This is a genomic window from Hyphomicrobium sp., assembly GCF_020852195.1.
GTDB lineage: Bacteria > Pseudomonadota > Alphaproteobacteria > Rhizobiales > Hyphomicrobiaceae > Hyphomicrobium_C.
On record NZ_JADZBI010000144.1, the window covers coordinates 15,338 to 34,016 of the forward strand.

16 protein-coding genes are annotated in these 18,679 nt (G+C 67.0%); 11 read left to right on the forward strand and 5 right to left on the reverse strand.

Translation table 11 applies throughout. The features are described from left to right. Nucleotides 1-226 precede the first annotated feature (226 nt). The 7 genes from IT540_RS12190 to IT540_RS12220 all read left to right on the forward strand — a co-directional run bounded on the left by IT540_RS12190 (nucleotide 227) and on the right by IT540_RS12220 (nucleotide 6,066). Nucleotides 227-529: a hypothetical protein gene (locus IT540_RS12190; protein WP_291177946.1), complete on the forward strand. Its 303-nt coding sequence runs from the start codon at nucleotides 227-229 to the stop codon at nucleotides 527-529. 41 nt (nucleotides 530-570) lie between these two features. Further along, nucleotides 571-1,119, forward strand: a complete 549-nt coding sequence (locus tag IT540_RS12195) for a GNAT family N-acetyltransferase (RefSeq protein ID WP_291177950.1) — start codon at nucleotides 571-573, stop codon at nucleotides 1,117-1,119. A gap of 102 nt (nucleotides 1,120-1,221) precedes the next feature. After that, complete coding sequence (locus IT540_RS12200; protein WP_291177954.1) at nucleotides 1,222-2,004, forward strand: amino acid ABC transporter ATP-binding protein; 783 nt, start codon at nucleotides 1,222-1,224, stop codon at nucleotides 2,002-2,004. Between the two features lie 166 nt (nucleotides 2,005-2,170). Then, nucleotides 2,171-3,193, forward strand: a complete 1,023-nt coding sequence (locus tag IT540_RS12205) for an amino acid ABC transporter substrate-binding protein (RefSeq protein WP_291177958.1) — start codon at nucleotides 2,171-2,173, stop codon at nucleotides 3,191-3,193. Between the two features lie 8 nt (nucleotides 3,194-3,201). Further along, on the forward strand, nucleotides 3,202-4,392 hold the full coding sequence (locus IT540_RS12210) for an ABC transporter permease subunit (RefSeq protein WP_291177962.1): 1,191 nt from the start codon (nucleotides 3,202-3,204) through the stop codon (nucleotides 4,390-4,392). A 13-nt stretch (nucleotides 4,393-4,405) separates the two neighbouring features. Next, entirely contained in the window at nucleotides 4,406-5,476 is a 1,071-nt protein-coding gene (locus IT540_RS12215; protein WP_291177966.1) for an amino acid ABC transporter permease, read from the forward strand. Between the two features lie 143 nt (nucleotides 5,477-5,619). Then, on the forward strand, nucleotides 5,620-6,066 hold the full coding sequence (locus IT540_RS12220) for a hypothetical protein (protein ID WP_291177969.1): 447 nt from the start codon (nucleotides 5,620-5,622) through the stop codon (nucleotides 6,064-6,066). 67 nt (nucleotides 6,067-6,133) lie between these two features. Here IT540_RS12220 and IT540_RS12225 read toward each other — a convergent pair whose 3' ends face one another. Next, a complete protein-coding gene (locus IT540_RS12225; protein ID WP_291177972.1) occupies nucleotides 6,134-7,282 on the reverse strand; it encodes an NAD(P)/FAD-dependent oxidoreductase in 1,149 nt (382 codons plus the stop codon). A gap of 185 nt (nucleotides 7,283-7,467) precedes the next feature. Here IT540_RS12225 and IT540_RS12230 point away from each other — a divergent pair, with 185 nt between their 5' ends. Further along, nucleotides 7,468-8,631 carry a DUF2130 domain-containing protein gene (locus IT540_RS12230; protein WP_291177976.1) on the forward strand — a complete coding sequence of 388 codons (1,164 nt, stop codon included), beginning with the start codon at nucleotides 7,468-7,470 and terminating at the stop codon, nucleotides 8,629-8,631. Between the two features lie 129 nt (nucleotides 8,632-8,760). On the opposite strand, the gene IT540_RS12235 is transcribed toward IT540_RS12230, so the two are convergent. Beyond that, nucleotides 8,761-9,162, reverse strand: coding sequence for a polymer-forming cytoskeletal protein (locus tag IT540_RS12235; RefSeq protein WP_291177980.1), 402 nt, complete (start codon nucleotides 9,160-9,162; stop codon nucleotides 8,761-8,763). A gap of 452 nt (nucleotides 9,163-9,614) precedes the next feature. Beyond that, a complete protein-coding gene (locus tag IT540_RS12240; RefSeq protein WP_291177983.1) occupies nucleotides 9,615-10,088 on the reverse strand; it encodes a peroxiredoxin in 474 nt (157 codons plus the stop codon). A gap of 335 nt (nucleotides 10,089-10,423) precedes the next feature. Between IT540_RS12240 and IT540_RS12245 the strand changes: the two genes are divergently transcribed. After that, nucleotides 10,424-14,140, forward strand: a complete 3,717-nt coding sequence (locus IT540_RS12245; RefSeq protein ID WP_291177987.1) for an AsmA-like C-terminal region-containing protein — start codon at nucleotides 10,424-10,426, stop codon at nucleotides 14,138-14,140. Between the two features lie 38 nt (nucleotides 14,141-14,178). Here the strand turns inward: IT540_RS12245 and tyrS are convergent, their stop codons facing one another. Continuing rightward, a complete protein-coding gene (gene tyrS, locus IT540_RS12250) occupies nucleotides 14,179-15,438 on the reverse strand; it encodes a tyrosine--tRNA ligase (RefSeq protein WP_291177990.1) in 1,260 nt (419 codons plus the stop codon). A gap of 83 nt (nucleotides 15,439-15,521) precedes the next feature. Between tyrS and IT540_RS12255 the strand changes: the two genes are divergently transcribed. Further along, nucleotides 15,522-16,643, forward strand: coding sequence for an anhydro-N-acetylmuramic acid kinase (locus IT540_RS12255; RefSeq protein ID WP_366029794.1), 1,122 nt, complete (start codon nucleotides 15,522-15,524; stop codon nucleotides 16,641-16,643). Between the two features lie 410 nt (nucleotides 16,644-17,053). Beyond that, nucleotides 17,054-18,007 (forward strand): DUF808 domain-containing protein, encoded by a 954-nt coding sequence (locus IT540_RS12260; protein ID WP_291177995.1) that lies wholly within the window; start codon nucleotides 17,054-17,056, stop codon nucleotides 18,005-18,007. 15 nt (nucleotides 18,008-18,022) lie between these two features. Here the strand turns inward: IT540_RS12260 and IT540_RS12265 are convergent, their stop codons facing one another. Continuing rightward, the gene (locus IT540_RS12265; protein WP_291177998.1) at nucleotides 18,023-18,631 is read right to left on the reverse strand and encodes a hypothetical protein; all 609 of its coding nucleotides are present in this window, start codon (nucleotides 18,629-18,631) and stop codon (nucleotides 18,023-18,025) included. Nucleotides 18,632-18,679 lie beyond the last annotated feature (48 nt).

Consider the following 18,679-nt stretch of genomic DNA (forward strand, 5'->3'; position numbering starts at 1 on the left):
GGGATTGCGCGCTGCGGAGCATTTTGTCCGTCGTCGCCTCGGGTTGCCGATCAATCCGCGATGCGCACGGCGTGCCGAAGCACAGCGCACGCGACGGCAACGCACAAAAGTGGAAGTCAAGAGAATCTTGCGCCGCAGCATGGGGAAGCTGTGGACAGGCGTAGGCTCTGCCTAATTTCCGAGCGTCGCCGACGCTACTGTCGTCCGTGCATTGGAGGCGACAGCCATGCTTCATCATCGGCCGACCACACCAGTCAGGACAAGCTGCCCGAGCCGCGAGCCCGAGTACACGCCGGCTCACGACCTCATCGAGGGCGCGCAGCTTCGGCGCCTTGCCAGCACCGTGCTCGCAAAGTCCCCGGAGGACCTCGCGGCGCTTGCCGAGACCAATCCCCTGCTGGTCTGGGAGTGGATCGACGCCTTCCGTAAGGAAAGGCTCGCGGCGGAGACCGAGGCGCGGTATTGGTCGGCGGCGGCGGCAGCGCTGGCCACGGCCTCGCCGCAGGCGGTGCGCGCGGCCGCCGAGTAACGCGCGCCATCTTTGTGCGCTCCCCTTCCTGCGACGGTGCCATGCCGGATGTCGAGTTCTGCCGCTGGGACCAGCTCGCGTCGGATCCGGAGCACGAGCGGCTGAGCGCAGAGCTGGATCACGTCTTCTTCTCGTCCTCCGCCCGGCAGTCCTTCGCCAGCACGGAGGAGCGGGCGGCGTTCCGCGAGCGGTGGCTTGGCCGCTATCTCCTGCATTTTCCGGAGTATGCCCTCGTAGCGCTCGACGGCGGGCGTCATGTGATCGGCTATGTGGCGGGCAGCCTCGAGGATCCGGCCCACGATCCGCTGTTCGCCGATCTCGACCATTTCGCGCATTTCGGCGCGCTCACGGCGCGCTATCCGGCGCAGCTTCACGTCAATCTCGATGCGGGCTGGCGGGGACGCGGCATCGGTGCCCGGCTCGTGGACCGATTCGCCGAGATGGCGCGCGAAGCCGGAAAGCCCGGCTTGCATGTCGTGACGGCACGCGGCATGCGCAACGTCGGGTTCTATCTCGCCAACGGCTTCGTGGAGCGCGGCGCCGTCGACATGGGCGAACGCGAGTTGCTGTTCCTCGGCCGCGATCTCTGACATTACCAGTGGGGCAATGGCGCGCAGTTGCCATCGGAGCATTGAGCCGGGCGGCAACTCTCGGGCATAAGACGGAAACCGAGACGCAACGCGCCGAGATCGATGACCGACGCTGCTCCGCAACCCTCCGCAAGGAAATCGACCGACCGAGCACCCGCAGTGGTGCTCGAAGGCGTGCAGAAGTGGTTCGGCGACTTCCATGTGCTGCGCGACATCTCGCTCACCGTCAAAGAGGGCGAGAAGATCGTCATCTGCGGCCCGTCCGGCTCCGGGAAGTCGACGCTGATCCGCTGCCTCAACGGACTCGAGACGCATGACGACGGGCGCATCGTCGTCGACGGCACGGAGCTGACGCGCGATCTCAGAACGCTCGAGACCATCCGCTCCGAGGTCGGCATGGTGTTTCAGAGCTTCAACCTGTTTCCGCATCTCTCGGTGCTCGACAACCTGACGCTGGCGCCGCAATGGGTGCGCGGCGTCAAGCGCGCGGAGGCCGAGCGCGCGGCCATGGCGCTGCTCGAGCGCGTGCGCATCGCCGATCAGGCGCAGAAGTTTCCGGGGCAGCTCTCGGGCGGACAACAGCAGCGCGTCGCCATCGCGCGCGCGCTCGCCATGAACCCGCGCATCATGCTGTTCGACGAGCCGACGAGCGCGCTCGACCCCGAGATGGTGAAGGAGGTGCTCGACGTGATGATCGCACTCGCCAAGCAGGGCATGACCATGCTGGTCGTCACGCACGAGATGGGCTTCGCGCGCGCGGTGGCAGACCGCGTGATCTTCATGGACCGCGGCGAGATCGTCGAGCAGGGGCCGCCGCAGGCGATGTTCGAAGCGCCCAAGCACGAGCGCACGCGCGCGTTCCTCTCCCAGATCCTCGGGCACTGAGATGGGCGCTATGAGACTCATCGGCATCGATCCCCCTCCCCATCTCGCCGAAGGCGAGTCTTCGACTCGACGTGGGGAGGGGTCAGTGGTGGGGGGAAGCCCAACGGCTACCGTTCTGGAATCCCCCCCTCCTAGCCTCCCCCACAAGGGGGGAGGGACTGCGAGCGTGCGCGCGGCCATCGTTTGCGCCATTTCCGCCGTCCTTGCTGTGCTGAGCGTTCTTCCGGCCGCCGCGCAGTCGCCGACGCTCGACAGCGTGAAGAAGCGTGGGCAGCTCGTGTGCGGCGTCAACACCGGGCTCGCAGGCTTCGCGGCGCCGGACGACCGCGGCAACTGGGTCGGCATCGACGTCGATTTCTGCCGCGCGGTGGCCGCCGCCATCTTCCGCGACGGCACCAAGGTCCGCTTCGTGCCGCTCAACGCCAAGGAGCGCTTTACGGCGCTGCAGTCGCGCGAGGTGGACATCCTCTCGCGCAACACGACCTGGACCATGAGCCGCGACACCTCGCTCGGCCTCAACTTCTCCGGCATCCTCTATTTCGACGGGCAGGCGTTCATGGTGCGGCGCGCGCTCGGGCTCAAGTCCGCCAACGAGCTCAAGGGTGCCAGCATCTGCGTGCAGAGCGGCACCACGAACGAGCTCAACCTCGCCGACTTCTTCGCCACGCGCGGGCTCACCTACCGCCCCGTCGTCTACGAACGGCTGGTCGAGGTGCTCGGCGCCTACGCCAGCGGACGGTGCGACGCGTTCACGACCGATAGCTCGCAGCTCATCGCCGAGCGCACGCGGCTGCCCGACCCCGACGCGCATGAGGTGCTGCCGGACCTCATCTCGAAGGAGCCGCTGGGGCCGGCCGTGCGCCAGGGCGATGCCGTCTGGTCCAACATCGTGCGCTGGACGCTGTTCGCGCTGATCAACGCCGAGGAGCTCGGCGTCACGCAGGCGAGCGTCGAGGCCGACCGGGAGTCCTCCAACCCCGAGATCCGCCGGCTGCTCGGCACGGAGGGCGACTACGGAAAGGGCATCGGTCTCGATCGCGACTGGGCGGTCTCGGTGCTGAAGGCCGTCGGCAACTATGGCGAGAGCTTCGAGCGTAACCTCGGGCAGGGCTCGCCACTCAAGATCGCGCGCGGTCGCAACGCGCTGTGGAAGGACGGCGGGCTGATGTACGCCCCGCCGGTGCGGTGAGGCGGCCCATGGGAGACGCGTTCAAGCGCTGGCTCATGCGCAAGCCCTGGATCGATGCGGCCTACGATCCGAACGTGCGCGCCGTCGCCTTTCAATTGCTGCTCGTGCTGGCGCTCGTGCTCGTCGCGGTCGAGATCGTGCTCAACACGGCCGCCAACCTGCAGAAGCAGAACATCGCCTCGGGGTTCGGCTTTCTGGCGCGGACGGCGGGCTTCGACATCTCGCAGTCGCTCGTCCCCTACACGAGCAAGAGCAGCTACGGACAGGCGTTCCTTGTCGGGCTAACGAACACGCTGCTGGTCGCGGTGCTCGGCATCGTGCTGGCGACGGTGCTCGGCTTCACGCTCGGCATCGCGCGCGGCTCGCCAAACTGGCTCGCCTCGCGCCTCGCGCTCGCCTACGTGGAGGTGGTGCGCAACGTGCCGCTGCTGCTGCAGCTTCTCGTCTGGTACGTGGCGGTGCTGCGCGCGCTCCCCGCGCCGCAAGAGGCGCTGGCGCTGCCCGCCGGCGTCTTCGTCGACAAGCGCGGGCTGCACCTGCCGCGCGTCACGCTCGAGAGCGGGGGCACGCTGCTGCTCCTCGCGCTTCTGGTGTCGGTGATCGGCGCGGTCTGGCTCTGGCGGACGGGCAAGCGGACACGGGAGGAGGAGACCGTCGAACGCGATCCGGTGCGGCTCGCCGTCTGGGCGCTCGTCGTGCTGCTGCCGGTGCTTGCGCTGATGATCGCCGGCAAGACGGTAGCCTATCCCGTGCTCGAGCGATTCAACCACGAGGGCGGGCTTTCCATAGAGCCCGAGTTCCTGGCGCTCCTGATCGGGCTTTCGACCTATACAGCCGCGTTCATCGCCGAGATCGTGCGTGCAGGTCTTGCCGGCGTGCCAAAGGGCCAGCGGGAAGCGGCGGCGGCGCTCGGCCTCAGCCGGCGGCATGCGCTGCGCTTCGTCATCCTACCGCAGGCGCTGCGCATCATCATCCCGCCGCTCACCAACCAGTACTTGAACCTCACCAAGAACTCGTCGCTGGCGGTGGCCATCGGCTATCCGGACCTCGTATCGGTATTCTCGGGCACCGTGCTCAACCAGACCGGCCAGGCGGTCGAGGTGATCCTGATCACGATGGCGGTCTATCTCGCCATCAGCCTCGCGACGGCGCTGACCATGAACTGGTTCAACGCCCGCACCGCCTGGGCCGAGCGGTGAGGGCATGGCGCACATGAACCCTGTTGCCGGCGGAGACGAAACGTGGACGCAGCGCACCTTGCAGCGCCTCCGCGATGCGCTCTTCCCGACGCTCGGGCAATCGCTGGTCAGCCTCGTGCTCATCTGGCTCGTGGCGGCCGTCGCTTATGCCTTCATCGATTGGGCATTGCTGCGCGCCGTCTTCACCGGCAGCGACGGGTCGGCCTGCCGCGTTCCCGATGCCGGCGCATGCTGGCCGTTCATCACGCATAAGATGGGGCTCTTCCTCTACGGGCGCTATCCGGAGGCCGAGCTCTGGCGCGTGCACCTCACCTACGCGCTTGCGCTCGCGGGGCTGGTGCCGCTCTTCATGCCGGGCGTGCCGCACAAGCTTGCGCTGCTCGTCTACATGCTCGCCGTATTCCCGCTCATCGCTTTCGTGCTGCTTTATGGCGGCATGCTTGGCCTCGACATCATCGTGACGGATCTGTGGGGCGGGCTGCTCCTGACGCTCGTCATCGCCAGCGTCGGCATCGCCGCCTCGTTCCCGCTCGGCATCCTGCTCGCGCTCGCGCGGCGCTCGGAGCTGCCCTTCGTGCGCTGGAGCGCCACCGTCTACATCGAGCTCGTGCGCGGCGTGCCGCTCGTCACCGTGCTGTTCATGGCGTCCGTCATGCTGCCGCTGTTTCTGCCGCCGGACGTCACCATCGACAAGCTGGTGCGGGCGCTGGTCGGCGTTGCGCTGTTCTCCGCTGCCTACCTCGCCGAGGTGATCCGCGGCGGGCTGCAGGCCATCCCACGCGGGCAGTACGAGGCGGCGGACGCGCTCGGCCTCGGCTACTGGCGCAAGACCGGACTCATCATTCTGCCGCAGGCGATCCGACTGGTGATTCCCGGCATCGTCAACTCATTCATCGCGCTGTTCAAGGACACGAGTCTTGTACTCATCATTGGACTTTTCGACCTGATCGGGATCGTCGAGCAAAGCGTGCAGGCGGACGCCAAATGGTCGTCGCCGCAAACCGCCGCCACCGGATATTTCTTTGCCGGTGCAGTGTTTTGGCTGTTCTGCTTTGCGATGTCGCGGGCCTCGTCCATCCTCTAATCGAAGCTTGAAAATCGCGCACGTTCATAACGTCTTCATGACGGCTGCATTTAGAAACCGGCATGACAAAGGCAGACCCCTGGTATAAGGATTACGCGCCATCAAAAACAGAATCCGGGTGGCGCGAAACTGTGGGAATATCCATGTTTTTACCGACCGAATACGCTTGGCTTGAGCCCGTGCTCATCGCCGCCGGTGTGGTCTTCGTCGTAGGCTTGATCGGCAACGTGCTGTCCTTCTCTAACCGTTTCGTGAACGCTTTGGTCACGGCTATCGTGTTCGCCGTGATCTTCGGCGCGCTCACGTATGTCGCGAGGACCGAGGTTCCTGCGAGCCCTGTGGAGTTCCTGCCCGCAGACTTCGCTTGGCTCCAGCCGGTGTTGATCGCCGCGGCCGTGGTGTTCGTCATCGATCTGATCGGCAACCTGCTGTCGTTCTCGAGCCGCTTCGTCAATGCGCTCGTGACAGCGATCGTGTTCCTGATCATCTTCGGCGGCCTCACCTACGTCGCCAAGGAGCAGGGGCAGCCGATCCCGACCATTACGGTGCCGGCTCCGGAGCCCTCGCCGACCCCGGCGCCGTCGCCCTGATAGCGCTCCGGTTTCCGACATCGAGAGGGTGGCCCCACGGCCACCCTCTTTTCGTTTGGGCGGATCGCTAGCGCGGCAGCAGCGCGGCGACGTGCGCGCCGATGGCAAGCGACGAGGTGAGGCCGGGGCTCTCGATGCCGTACAGCGCGACGAGGCGGGCTATGCCGTGGTCGCGCGCGTCGTGCATGGCGAAATCGCGGGCGGGCTCGCCGCTGGCGTAGATCTTGGGCCGCACGCCCACATAGCCCGGCGACAGCCGGCCTTCAGGCAGCCCCGGCCAGTAGCGGCGGATCTCCCGCTCGAAGCGCGCGCGGCGCGCGCCGTCCTCCTCGTCGAACACTGTGCTCGGCTCCACCTGCCATTCGAGGTCGGGGCCGAACCGGGCACGCCCGGCGATGTCGAGGGTCAGATGGATGCCAAGCCAGGCATCCCGGGGCAGCGGGTAGACGAGGTGGCGGAAGGGTGTCGGGCCGTCGAGCACGTAGTAGTGACCGCGCGCGGGATAGGTCTTCGGCGGTTCGTAGCGGGAGTCCGCTACCAACATCGATCCGAGCCGCGTCGCGCCGAGGCCGGCGGCGATGACAAGGTTGCGAGCCGTGAGGGTCGTCCGCTCGCCGGCGCTGACGGTCGCGATCTCGAACGGCGCGCCGTCGCGTGCCTGGAGATCCGCGACGTCAGCGTTGAGCACGATGCTACCGGCACCCGAGCGGATGTGCCCCTCAAGCGCGACCATCAGCGCATGGCTGTCGATCACGCCCGTCGACGGGGACAGCAGTGCCCCGACGCAGTCGAGATCCGGCTCGCGGGCCTGCACATCGGCGGCGCTCAGTCGGGCGATGTCGGACACGCCGTTGGCGCGCGCCGTCGCGGCCAGGGCGTCCAGACGGGGCAGCTCGGCCTCGGCCGTGGCCACGACAAGCTTGCCGTAGCGGGCATGGGGGATACCGTTCTCGCGCGCGAAGGCATAGAGCATGCGGCGTCCCTCGACGCACAGGCGCGCCTTGAGGCTGCCCGGCGGATAGTAGAGGCCGGCGTGGATGACCTCGCTCGAGCGGCTGCTCGTCTCCTGGCCGATGGCGCCGTGTCGTTCGAGGACGACGACCTCGTGGCCCGCCGCCGCCAGGCTCCGCGCTATGGCTAGGCCGACGACGCCGGCGCCGATCACCACGGTCTCGACGTCGGGCGCGTCACGGACCTGAGCGGCAGGGTTATTCACAATGTTCTCACCTCTGTTCTCTTTTCTAAAATTCCTTTTTATTCAAACTATTAAGTCTACATAGTGCCGAGTTATCCACAGGCTGAAGTTTTCCGCTGTGGACAACAAGAACAAAAATAGAACATCTTTTCCTGCGAATCATCTAGCTTGGTTTGTCCCCGATGAACCACTCCGGAGACTAGGCCATGTCCCTGCTGCAGCGGCACGCGGTTCCCGTGTTCGATAACCCGTCCGAGCCAGCCGACGCTCATCCGCATACGGCCGAGGAACGCTGTCCCTGGTGCGACCAGTCCATCCCGCACGAGAAGTTCTCGGCCATCCGTGATCGGATCGCCCAAAAGGAGCGCGAGCAGCATGCGCTCATGACGGCGCGGCTCAAGGAGGAGTTCGCGCGCGAGAAGGCGGATCTCGCCGCAAAGGTGCAGGAGGAGGCCAAACGCGCGGCGGAAGCGGCGATGGCGGCTCGCCTCGAGGCAGCAGAAGCCGAAGTGACGGCGCGCCTCAAGGCTGCCGACGAGGCGCGGCTCGCCGCGGAGGCGTCGCGGCAGGCCGCCGAGGCCACGCTCAACCAGCAGCGCGAGCTGCTCGAGCAGGAGAAGACCGTGGCCGTGCTCGCCGAGCAGGCGAAGGCCTTCGAGGAGCGCCAGAAGCTCATGGAGAAGCTCGCTCTGCTGCAGAAGCAGATCGAAAACAAGACCGCGCAGGAGATCGGCGAAGGGCCCGAGGCCGACCTGTTCGAGCTTTTGCGCGAGGCGTTCGAGGGCGACCGCATCCGGCGCGTCGCCAAGGGTCTCTCGGGCGCGGACGTCATTCACGAGGTGGTCCGCAACGGGCAGGTGTGCGGCAAGATCGTCTACGACTCGAAGAGCCGCAACGCCTGGAAGAACGATTTCGTCACCAAGCTCAGGGCGGATCAGCTCGCCGAGCGGGCGGAACACGCCATCCTCTCCTGCAACAAGCTTCCGCAAGGCGCGCAGCAGATCCACGTCCAGGACGGCGTCATCGTCGCCCATCCGCAGCGCGTGCTGGTGCTGGCGCAGATCCTCCGGCGCCACGTCATCGAGACGCATGAGCTGCGCGTGGGCAACGATCAGCGCGACGAGAAGACGGCCGAGCTCTATGCGTTCATCACGTCGGACCGATGCAAGCAGCTCCTGGAGCACATCGCGCTGCAGGCGCAGCGCATGCTCGAGCTCGAAGCGTCCGAGGAGCGCGCGCACCGCATGACCTGGGAGAAGCGCGGCAAGCTGATCCGGTCGGTGCAGAAGGTGCACAGCGATCTCTGCTTCGAGATCGAGCGCGTGATCGGTACGGGCGAGGCGAACGAACCCGACGCGGACGAGGGCTAGCGCTTTTCTAGGGCCGCACGGCTTTAGTTTACTTAAATCGGAAGGTGGCCAGTCGCGGAAACGATTGCGCGCCCGATCGTTGGACCGGACGCGCAAAAAATCTTCTGCCTGTCGCCCGAAGGCGCGCGCTCAGGAGAGCGGAGGCGGGGTCGCCGGACTGGTGGTGGCGGCCGGTGCAGGTGCCGCCGCGGCGGACTCCGATGGTGCCGCGGCCCGGGAGAGGCCGGCCAGCGGATCGTCCGTGCGGCGCGACTTGCCCTCGAAGAACGCACCCTGCTCGATGGCCATGGTCTGGTGGTAGACGTCGCCCTCGACGTGCGCCGAGCCCTGCAGCAGCACGCGGCGTCCGCGGACGGTGCCAAGCAAATGGCCGCGGATGACGCATTCCTCAGCGACCACGCCACCGGTGACGCGCGCACGCTCGCCGATCACCACGTGCGTCGCATGGATGTCGCCCTGGACCTCGCCCTCGATCTGGACCTCGCCCTTCGAGGTGAGATTGCCCTGGATCACGAGGTCGACACCGATCACCGAGGGCGCCGACGGGCCACCGGGACGAAACGAGGGACCTGCGGGCCGAGGGCCTAGCGTGGACGGAGACGGAGATGTGGCGATGTTCTGCATGTGGGGCTGGGACCTGATGACGCTATCGTTTTCCGGCTTGCGGAACTGAGGCAGCATCCGTTTGAACCTCCGCGGTTACGCTCTTACCCTGCGCGAAATCTTCCGATTGCCGTTCGGCTTTTTGATGATTGTGGTTCGATGGCCCCCCGAACGGCGTACCGCAAGGCGAGCCGCTCGACATTCCTTCCCCGCAGTCCCTCTACCACGTTTTCCCCACAGGGTCATCCCGTGATCGGCGCACCAAGTTCATGCATTTGCATATGCCGGAGCGTAGTTTTCGTGCATTCGTCCCGAGCGGAGGACGCCGGTCGCGCCTGCATCTTGGTAAAGATCCTTCGCTCCCGGCCGGAACTTCCTCATTACGCTGAGCTATCCCTTTCGGCCAGCTCGGCCAGCACCGCTTCCGCGTGTCCTTTCGGAGCCACCTTGCGCCAGATGCGTTCGATGCGCCCCTTCGGCGAGATCAGGAAGGTTGCCCGCTCGACGCCCATGAACTTGCGCCCGTACATGGTTTTCTCGACCCAGACGCCGTAGGCCTCGGCCACCGCCTTGTCCTCGTCGGAGACTAGGCGCAGATCCAGCTCATGCTTGCACTTGAACTTGTCGTGGCTTTTCGGGCTGTCCGGCGAAATGCCGATGACTTCCGCCCCGGCACGCGCAAAGGCGCCGGCCAGGGCGCTGAACTCCTTGGCCTCGATGGTGCACCCCTCGGTATCGTCCTTGGGGTAGAAGTAGAGGACCACCCAGCGGCCGCGCAGGGCCTTCAAGCCGACCCGATCTCCACCGTCTGACGGCAGGTCGAACAATGGGGCGCGATCTCCCTCTCTCAGCATGGCGCTATGCCTTTCTTTCGTCGCTTTTGGTGAGCCTGATCCGGCCGTTGGATTAGGGGGCACGCGGTCTTCCCCAGCGTCGGTGTCGCAGGCGCTGGACCGGGCCGCGAGGTGCATTAATACGACGTTCAACGATCCGGGGGCCGCCGTCTCGTCACTCTCGGAGGTTAGAGGGTCGTCCCGAGCCTCGGCGCCACCTGCAATCGGGCGTGATCGGGCCGACAAGGAGTTGGCACGGCTTCGAAGGTTCCGGCAGCTTCATGCGGCCTCCAAGCCTGTGACCTCCCCGGCCCGATGACCTGGTTCCTTCACCTCGGCCGGAGAACGTTTTGGGGATGACGACACACCGCTCCGGCAATACGCGGGCACGGCCGGTGCCTCCGAGGTCTCCCGGCGAGCTGCCTTACACGGCCTTGCGCAACCCCGCCCCGCGGCCGCAGCGCCCTGTGCGCCAGCGTCTCCTCAAGGTCGCTCATCTTGCGGCGTTCATTCTCGGGCCGGTGGTGCTGCTGTCGCTCATCGCCGCCGCCATCGTCTACGTCCGCCTGCTGCACGGGCCGGTATCGCTCAAGAGCTTCAGTGAGCGCATCGAGGCCAGCATCAACGCGGAGCTCGACGGGTTCCGCGCCGCCATCGAGGACGCGGTGCTCACGCTCGCGGAGGACTACACGGTCGAGCTGCGCCTCATCAACCTACGCCTCAGCGAGGCGGACGGCGACCTGGTCGCCTCGGCACCGATGGCAGCGGTGGAGCTCAACAGGCGCGCGCTGTGGACGCTCGATGCGCGGCCGGAGCGGGTGTTTCTCATCGAGCCTAGCCTCGCCGTCACCTACAGCGCAGCACAGGGCTTCTCGCTCAGCATCTCGAATGCCGGTGCACCCGAGGGTCCGCCCGGCGAGCAGCCCATCATCCCACCGCGGCCTACGCCGGCGCGACCTCCCGGGGCTGACGCCGGGGCGGCACCCCCATCGTTCCATCGCATCGACGTGGCGCGCATTCTCGCCGAAAGCTCGGCGCGCGCGCGACGCGAGGGCGGCTCCTCCCAGCTCAGGGAGTTCGGCCTGCGCAATGCGACCGTCTCCGTCACCTATGACGGGCAGACCACGCATATCAGCGTGCCGGAGGCGTCCGTCGACCTCGCGCATATGAAGCGGCGGAGCGTGATCTCCGGGACGGCGACGATCGCCTCCGACAAGGGCCCATGGTCGCTCACGTTCCACGCCGACGAGTCCGACCGCGGGAACGTCCTCAAGGTAACGACAACGGTGCGCGACTTCGTGCCGAGCACACTGGCGAAGATCTCGCCGGCGCTCGGCCTGCTCGCTATGCTCGACGCCCCGGTGAGCGGCGAGTTCGCCCTCGACCTCTCGAACGCGGGCGACCTCAAGACCGCCAACCTTGCCGCCGACCTGGGCCGCGGCTTCATGCGCCTGCCTTCGCTCTCCGACACGCCCGTGCTCATCGACAGCGGCCGGTTGTCGATGCTCTACGACGCCGAGACGCGTCGGCTCACGCTCGCGCCCTCGACGCTCGACTGGGGCGGCAGCCGCATCACGCTCGAAGGCGCGGTGACGAGCGATCCCGCGGAGGGCGGCGCGCCGCAGTGGCATTTCGGACTGCAGTCGGTCGACGGCGTGGTCTCCGCGGAGGAGTTCGGCGTAGCGCCCATTGCGATCGACGGCTTCACGGCGACGGGGCGCATCATCCCGAGCGAAGGGCTCGTGCAACTCGCCGGGCTCTCGCTCAAGGCGGGCGGCGGCGAGGTGACCGCCAACGGCGAGGTGATCACCGGCCACGGCACGCCAAGCACGCGCCTCGAAGCCGCGATCTCGCCGATGCCGCTCGCGACCCTCAAAGCCCTCTGGCCGCGTGCGGCGGCGCCCACCGCGCGCGACTGGGTCGGAGCGCAAGTGGAGCAGGCGAGCCTGAAATCGGCTTCCTTCAAGCTCCTCTCGGGCCGCTTCCTCGAGACCGAGCAAGGCATCGACGGCGCGCCTCCCGCCACAGGACCGGAGCGCCTCTCGGGGCGGATAGACGTTGCCGACCTCAGGATGCATCCGCTGCCCAAGAGCCTGCCCATGGAGGCGGCGGAGGCCACGATCCGCCTCGAGAACAGCTCGCTCGAGGTTACGGTGCCCCAAGCGTCCATCATCGCCAGCCCGACTCGCCGGCTTCCGCTCAAGGGCGTGCGCTTCACTGTCGTCGACGTCACGCACGAGGCACCGATCGCAGAGCTGGCGCTCGAGTCACAAACCTCGCTATCGGCCCTGATCGAGACCCTCAACAACAGCGAGCTGCATCTCGCCGGCCAGGGGCCGCTGCCCATCGAGGGCATCGACGGCAAGGTCGATGGCGATATCAAGATCGCGATGCCGCTCATCGGCTCGGCCAGCGTGGTGAAGGCCGAAGGCAAGGCACGCATCACCGACCTCAAGGGCAAGAGCAAGGAGCACCGCATCGACCTGCAAGGCGGGACGATCGAAATCAACGTCTCCGACATCGGCGTGATCGCCAAGGGCGACATGATCGTCAACGGCGTGCTCGCGAAGCTGCAAATGCACCGCATCCTCGATGCGCCGCCCGAGATGCAGCCGCCGATCCGGCTTTCGGCGACGCTCGACAACTCCGACCGCACGCAGCTCGGCCTCGACGTCAATCACCTGGTGCAGGGCGACGTGCCGATCGAGGTGACGGTGACGCCAAAGCCGGACGCGCCGTCGGAGATCCGCGTGCGCGGCGATCTCACCAACGCCGAGCTTCTGTTCCCCAGCCTTGCATGGAGGAAATCCCCGGGCCGCGTCGCATCGGTCGAGTTCGACGTCGACTCCGCGGATCCGGAGAAGATCAAACTTCAGAACTTCCGCCTGGTCGGCGACAACGTCGCCGTCGACGGATGGCTCACGGTCGACGGCCGCCGCGAGGTCAACGAGTTCTCGTTTCCCAACTTCTCGATCAACGTGGTCTCGCGCCTCGCGGTGACCGGCAAGCTTAACGCGGATCGCGTCTGGAAGATCTCGGCCAAGGGCTCGACCTTCGACGCCAAGGACCTGTTCCGGTCGATGCTCTCGCTCGGCAATACCGGGGACACCCAGATCAAGCCGCTGCATCCGGCGGCGGGCGTGGACCTCACGGCCGAGATCGGCACCGTGCTCGGCCATTCGGACGTCTCGCTCCGCGGCTACAAGACGAAAGTCTCGGAGCGCGGCGACGAGCTCGTCGCCGTGGCCGCCGAGGGCATGCTCGACGGCGGCAAGCCGCTCACGGTGCATCTGAGCTCCGACGGCCCGCGCAAGCTCTACGCGGATTCGACGGACGCCGGGCAGGCGCTCAAGCTGGTCGGCTTCTACCCCAACATGCAGGGGGGCCGACTCAGGCTCGAGGTCGACCTCGAGGGACGGGGCGCGGCCGAGAAGAGCGGCACCCTATGGGTCGAGGACTTCCGCGTGCTCGGCGATCCGGTCATCTCGGAAGTGTACTCGAGCGTTGAGAGCAGCTCGGAGAGCGCATCGACCGCTCCCGGCCGCAAGCGCAAGGTCGAGCGCGAGGTGTTCGAGTTCCAGCGCATGAAGGCGCCGTTCTCGGTCGGGCACGGGCAGTTCGTGCTCGACGATTCCTACCTGCGCGGCCCCCTGCTTGGCGCCTCGATCCGCGGCAAGGTGGACTACAATAACCGGCGGCTCAGCCTCGGCGGAACCTACGTGCCGCTGCAGGGCATTAACAGCGCGCTGTGCGAGATCCCGCTGTTCGGGCCGATCGTATCCGGCTTCGACTGCCAGGGCGTGTTCGGAATCACCTATGCCATCCAGGGGCCGATGGCGTCGCCGCAGGTGCTCGTCAATCCGCTGTCGATGTTCACGCCCGGCATCCTGCGCACGATCATGGAGATGACCAGCCCAAATCCGCAGGTCCAGGCGCCGCGCGATTCCCAACGCGCGCCGGCCGAGAAGCGCGTGCGCGCCTCGAGCACATCACGCGAGGACAACTCGCCCATCGGCACCATCGACGGATGGTCCTCGGAGACGACGCCAGCCGGCAAGGGCAAGAAGAAGTAGGAGAGAGGCACTGCGGAGCGACTTCGCCGATGCTGGCCTCACACCGGCTTCAGGAGAACGTGCTTCTTCTTGCCGAGCGACAGCTTGATGACACCCTCGGCCGTCAGGTCGCTTTCCGAGAGCTTGGCCTTCTCGTCGGTCACGAGCTGATCGTTGACCTTGCGACCACCGCCCTTGATCTGACGCCGCGCCTCGCTCGTGGAAGCCACGAGACCAGCCTCGACGAACAGGCTCAGGAGGCCGAGGCCCGATTTGAGGCCGGCGCCGCCGATCTCGACGGTCGGCAGGCCCTCGGCGAGCGCGCCCTGCTCGAACGTCCGCTTCGCCGTCTCGGCTGCCGCCTCGGCCTTCTCGCGGCCGTGCACGAGCGCCGTCGCCTCGGTAGCCAGCACCTTCTTGGCCTCGTTGATCTCGGCGCCCTCGAGCGCGGCGAGCCGCGCCACCTCGTCGAGGGGAAGCGTGGTGAAGAGCTTCAGGAAGCGCGCCACGTCGGCGTCCTCGGTGTTGCGCCAGTATTGCCAGTAGTCGTAGGCGGAGAGCTGGGCCTCGTTGAGCCACACGGCGCCGGAGGCGGTCTTGCCCATCTTGGCGCCGGAGGCGGTGGTCAGCAGCGGGCAGGTGAGCGCGTAGAGCTGGTGCGCGACGCCCATGCGCCGGCCGAGATCGATGCCGGTGACGATGTTGCCCCACTGGTCGGAGCCGCCCATCTGCAGGTTGCAGCCGTAGCGCCGTGCCAACTCCGCGAAGTCGTAGGCCTGCAGCAGCACGTAGTTGAACTCGATGAAAGAGAGCTCCTGGTCGCGTTCGAGGCGCAGCTTGACGGAGTCCATCGACAGCATGCGATTCACCGACATGTGCCGGCCGACGTCGCGCAGGAACTCGATGTAGTTGAGCTTGGCCAGCCACTCGGCGTTGTCGAGCATGAGCGCATCGTGCCCGCCGTCGCCGAAGGCGAGGAACTTCGAGAAGACCGTCTTGATCTGGTTCTTGTTGTCCTCGATCGTCTCGAGGGTCAGGATCCTGCGCGTCTCGTCGCGGCCGGACGGGTCGCCGACCCGGGTGGTGCCGCCGCCCATCAGCGCGATCGGCCTGCCCGCACCCGTTTTCTGCAGCCAGTGCAGCATCATAATCGAGAGCAGATGGCCGATGTGCAGCGAGGGCGCCGTGCAGTCGTAGCCGACGTAGGCCACGACTTTGCCGGCGGCGGCGAGGCCGTCGACGCCTTGCGGGTCGGAGCACTGGTGGATAAAGCCGCGCTCGGTCAGGATCTTGAGAAAGTCGGATCGGAAATTCGTCATGATGGGCTGGAAGGACCTTTCGCTGCGCCGCAGGCTCGGGCGGCGGCGCCGTTTCGGGCAGGAACATGCATGAGGAGGGGCGGGTGAGCAAGCGAGAGGGCGAGGTCTGGCGGGCCCTGGGGTTGATGAGCGGCACCTCGCTCGACGGCATCGATGTGGCGGTCATCGAAACGGACGGGGAGCGCGTGCTGCGGCGGGGCTTTGCCGCCACCTACCCCTACTCGGACGCCTTCCGCGAGAAGCTCGCCGCCGGGCTTCAGGACGCAGCCCAGCTCCGGGACCGCGTCGCGCGGCCGGGCCGGCTCGCGCTCATCGAGCAATATCTGACGGAGCTGCACGCGGAGGCGGTGGGGCACTATCTGCAGGACCACCAAATCGCCCTCGACAGCATCGATCTCGTCGGCTTCCATGGGCAGACCGTGTTGCATCGGCCCGAGGCGGGGCTGACGGTGCAGCTCGGCGACGGGCCGCTGCTCGCGCGCCGTCTCGGCCGGCCGGTGGTCTACGACCTGCGCGCGGCCGACGTCGCGGCAGGAGGGCAAGGCGCGCCGCTGGCGCCGGCCTATCATCGCGCGCTCGCGGCCGAGATCCCCGAGCGTCCGCTCGTGATCCTCAACCTCGGCGGCGTCGCCAACGTGACTTGGATCGACCGCGACGGAACGCTGCTCGCCTTCGACACCGGGCCGGCGTCGGCGATGATCGACGACTGGTGCAAGGCCAAGCTCGGACAGCCTTACGACGCAGGCGGAGAGATCGCAGCCTCCGGAACGGTGCACGAGGACATCGTCACTGACTGGCTCGCGCATCCCTACTTCGCGGCGCCGCCGCCGAAGTCGCTCGATCGCAACGCGTTCGATCTCGGGCCGGTGGCGGGCCTCTCGCCGGAGGACGGCGCGGCGACGCTCACCGCCTTCTCGGCTGCGGCGGTGGCGGCTGCGCGCGCGCATTTCCCGGAAGCGCCGGCGCTCTGGGTCGCGTCCGGCGGGGGAAGACGGAACGCGACGCTGATGGCCATGATCGCAGAGCGGGTCGGCGCGCCGGTGCAGCCGGCCGAGGCGTTCGACATCGACGGCGACAGCGTCGAGGCTGAGGCGTGGGCGTTCCTCGCCGTGCGCGCGCGGCTCGGGCTGCCGATCACGTTTCCGGGCACGACCGGCGTCGCCGAGGCGCTGACCGGCGGCGTGGTCGCAGACGGCAGCTCCTAGCGCCTTTCCGAAATTGGGGACAGCCGCTTGGAGCAGTCGGTCGAAGCCCTTTGACGTCGAGCAAGCGGAAACTTGCGTGGGTCCCGACCTTCGTCGGGATGACGGCTGTTATGTGGATGTCGTCGGCCACCTTATTGACGTCATCCCGGCGAAGGCCGGGATCCACGCCAGCCTTCACAAACGCCACACCGGCAGAATCCTCGTGCCATGGCGCAACTCGCAGGAGGCCACCGCACGACGCGCCTCTAGCAGGGCGCAATGGTTTCCCGGCGGGACGAGATGAAGATCGCGTCGCCACGTCTCCTGCCCGGGCGGGCGCCCTTCAGGCTTCGCAAGCCTTGCGCCGGCGTCGCGGATCAGGCCAATCTGACCTGGTTCAGGACGAAAATTCGCGACGGGGGATCAAGACGATGAGCGGCCTTCTGGCATTGCTGGACGACGTGGTGGCGCTGGCGAAGGTCGCGGCCGCGACGATCGACGACGCGGCGGCGCAGGCGGTCAAGGTCGGCGCCAAGACGGCCGGGGTGGTGGTCGACGACGCGGCCGTGACCCCGCGCTACGTCACGGGGCTGGCGGCTGCGCGCGAGCTTCCCATCGTCGGCCGTATCGCGCTCGGCTCGCTCAAGAACAAGATCCTGTTCCTGCTGCCGGTGGCGCTGCTACTTACCGTCTTCCTGCCCCAGGCGATCACGCCGCTCCTGATGCTCGGCGGCCTCTATCTGGCCTACGAGGGGTTCGAGAAGGTTCTGCATTGGGTGACGCATACGAAACCTGCCACCATCGTGACGGTGGCAGGCGGACTCGATGCGCAGCAGCTCGAGGACCAGCGCGTCGCCGGCGCCATCCGCACGGACTTCATCCTGTCGGCGGAGATCATGGCCATCGCGCTCGCCAACATCACGGCGCCCGACCTCACGACCAAGGCGCTCGTGCTGGCGACCGTTGCCCTGCTCGTCACGGCGGCGGTCTATGGCGCAGTGGCGCTGATCGTGAAGGCCGACGACTTCGGAGTCGCGCTCGCGCAGCGCGGCGGGCCGGTCTCGGGGCCTATCGGCCGGGCGCTGGTCTACGGCATGCCGCCGTTCCTGCAGGTGCTGAGCGTAGTCGGCACGATCGCCATGCTGTGGGTTGGCGGCGGCATCCTCGTGCACGGGCTGGCGGAGTACGGGATCGCCGGGCCTGAGCATTGGATCCACGATGTTTCCGAGGCGGTGCGGAGCGCGGTTCCCGTCGTCAGCGATGCGCTCGCCTGGATCGCCGGCGCGCTCGGGGCGGCCGTGGTCGGCGTCGTTGCCGGCGCCCTCACGGCCTTGCTCGTCAAGGTCGTCACGCTCCCCTTCGCGAGCAATGCAAAGGCGTCGTAGCAGCGAGGCGGCACCTCAATCGCGCGGCGGATGCGCGGGAAACGTGCCGTCCACGAACGCCGAGACGATGACAAGCGCCACGAAGAGAACGTGACCCATGACCTCGAGGTTCTCCTCGAACAGGTCGCGCGTCAGGGTGCCTGTCATGAGGCCATCCCAGAGGTGGCGATCGAAGGTCTTGGAGACGAAGTAGGTCCAGAGCGCCGTCATCAGCAGCGCCACGATCGTTCGGTTGGAGATAAAGGGCTCCAGACGCTCTCGCGCGCGGGAGGCCCACCAGATCAGTATGACCAATGCGATGTAGAAGGCGGTGTTGGTGCCCTGGAAATGCAGCTCGCGCAGGAACAGGCAGAGCAAAAACACGGCCAGCCATTTGAAGTAGATTTGCGGGCGCACGGCCGCCAGCCACGCGCCCACAACGACACCGATGGCCAGGATGACTGGAGAGATGAGCTCGGCGCGCTCCTTGTCGAGGTAGGGTGCGACGGACGGGATCGTGCTCAGCCATAGAATGACAAGCACGGCAGCCGCGGGGACAAATGGCACCCAGGGTGGGGTCAGCCGCAGAACCCGCGTTGCGGTGGTCACATGCCAAGCCGCGGTCACGCCCAGTTGCTCCCGCATGACGGAGTCCCCGCTGTCATATTGTCATTGTAGCGTTGTAATCGCCGC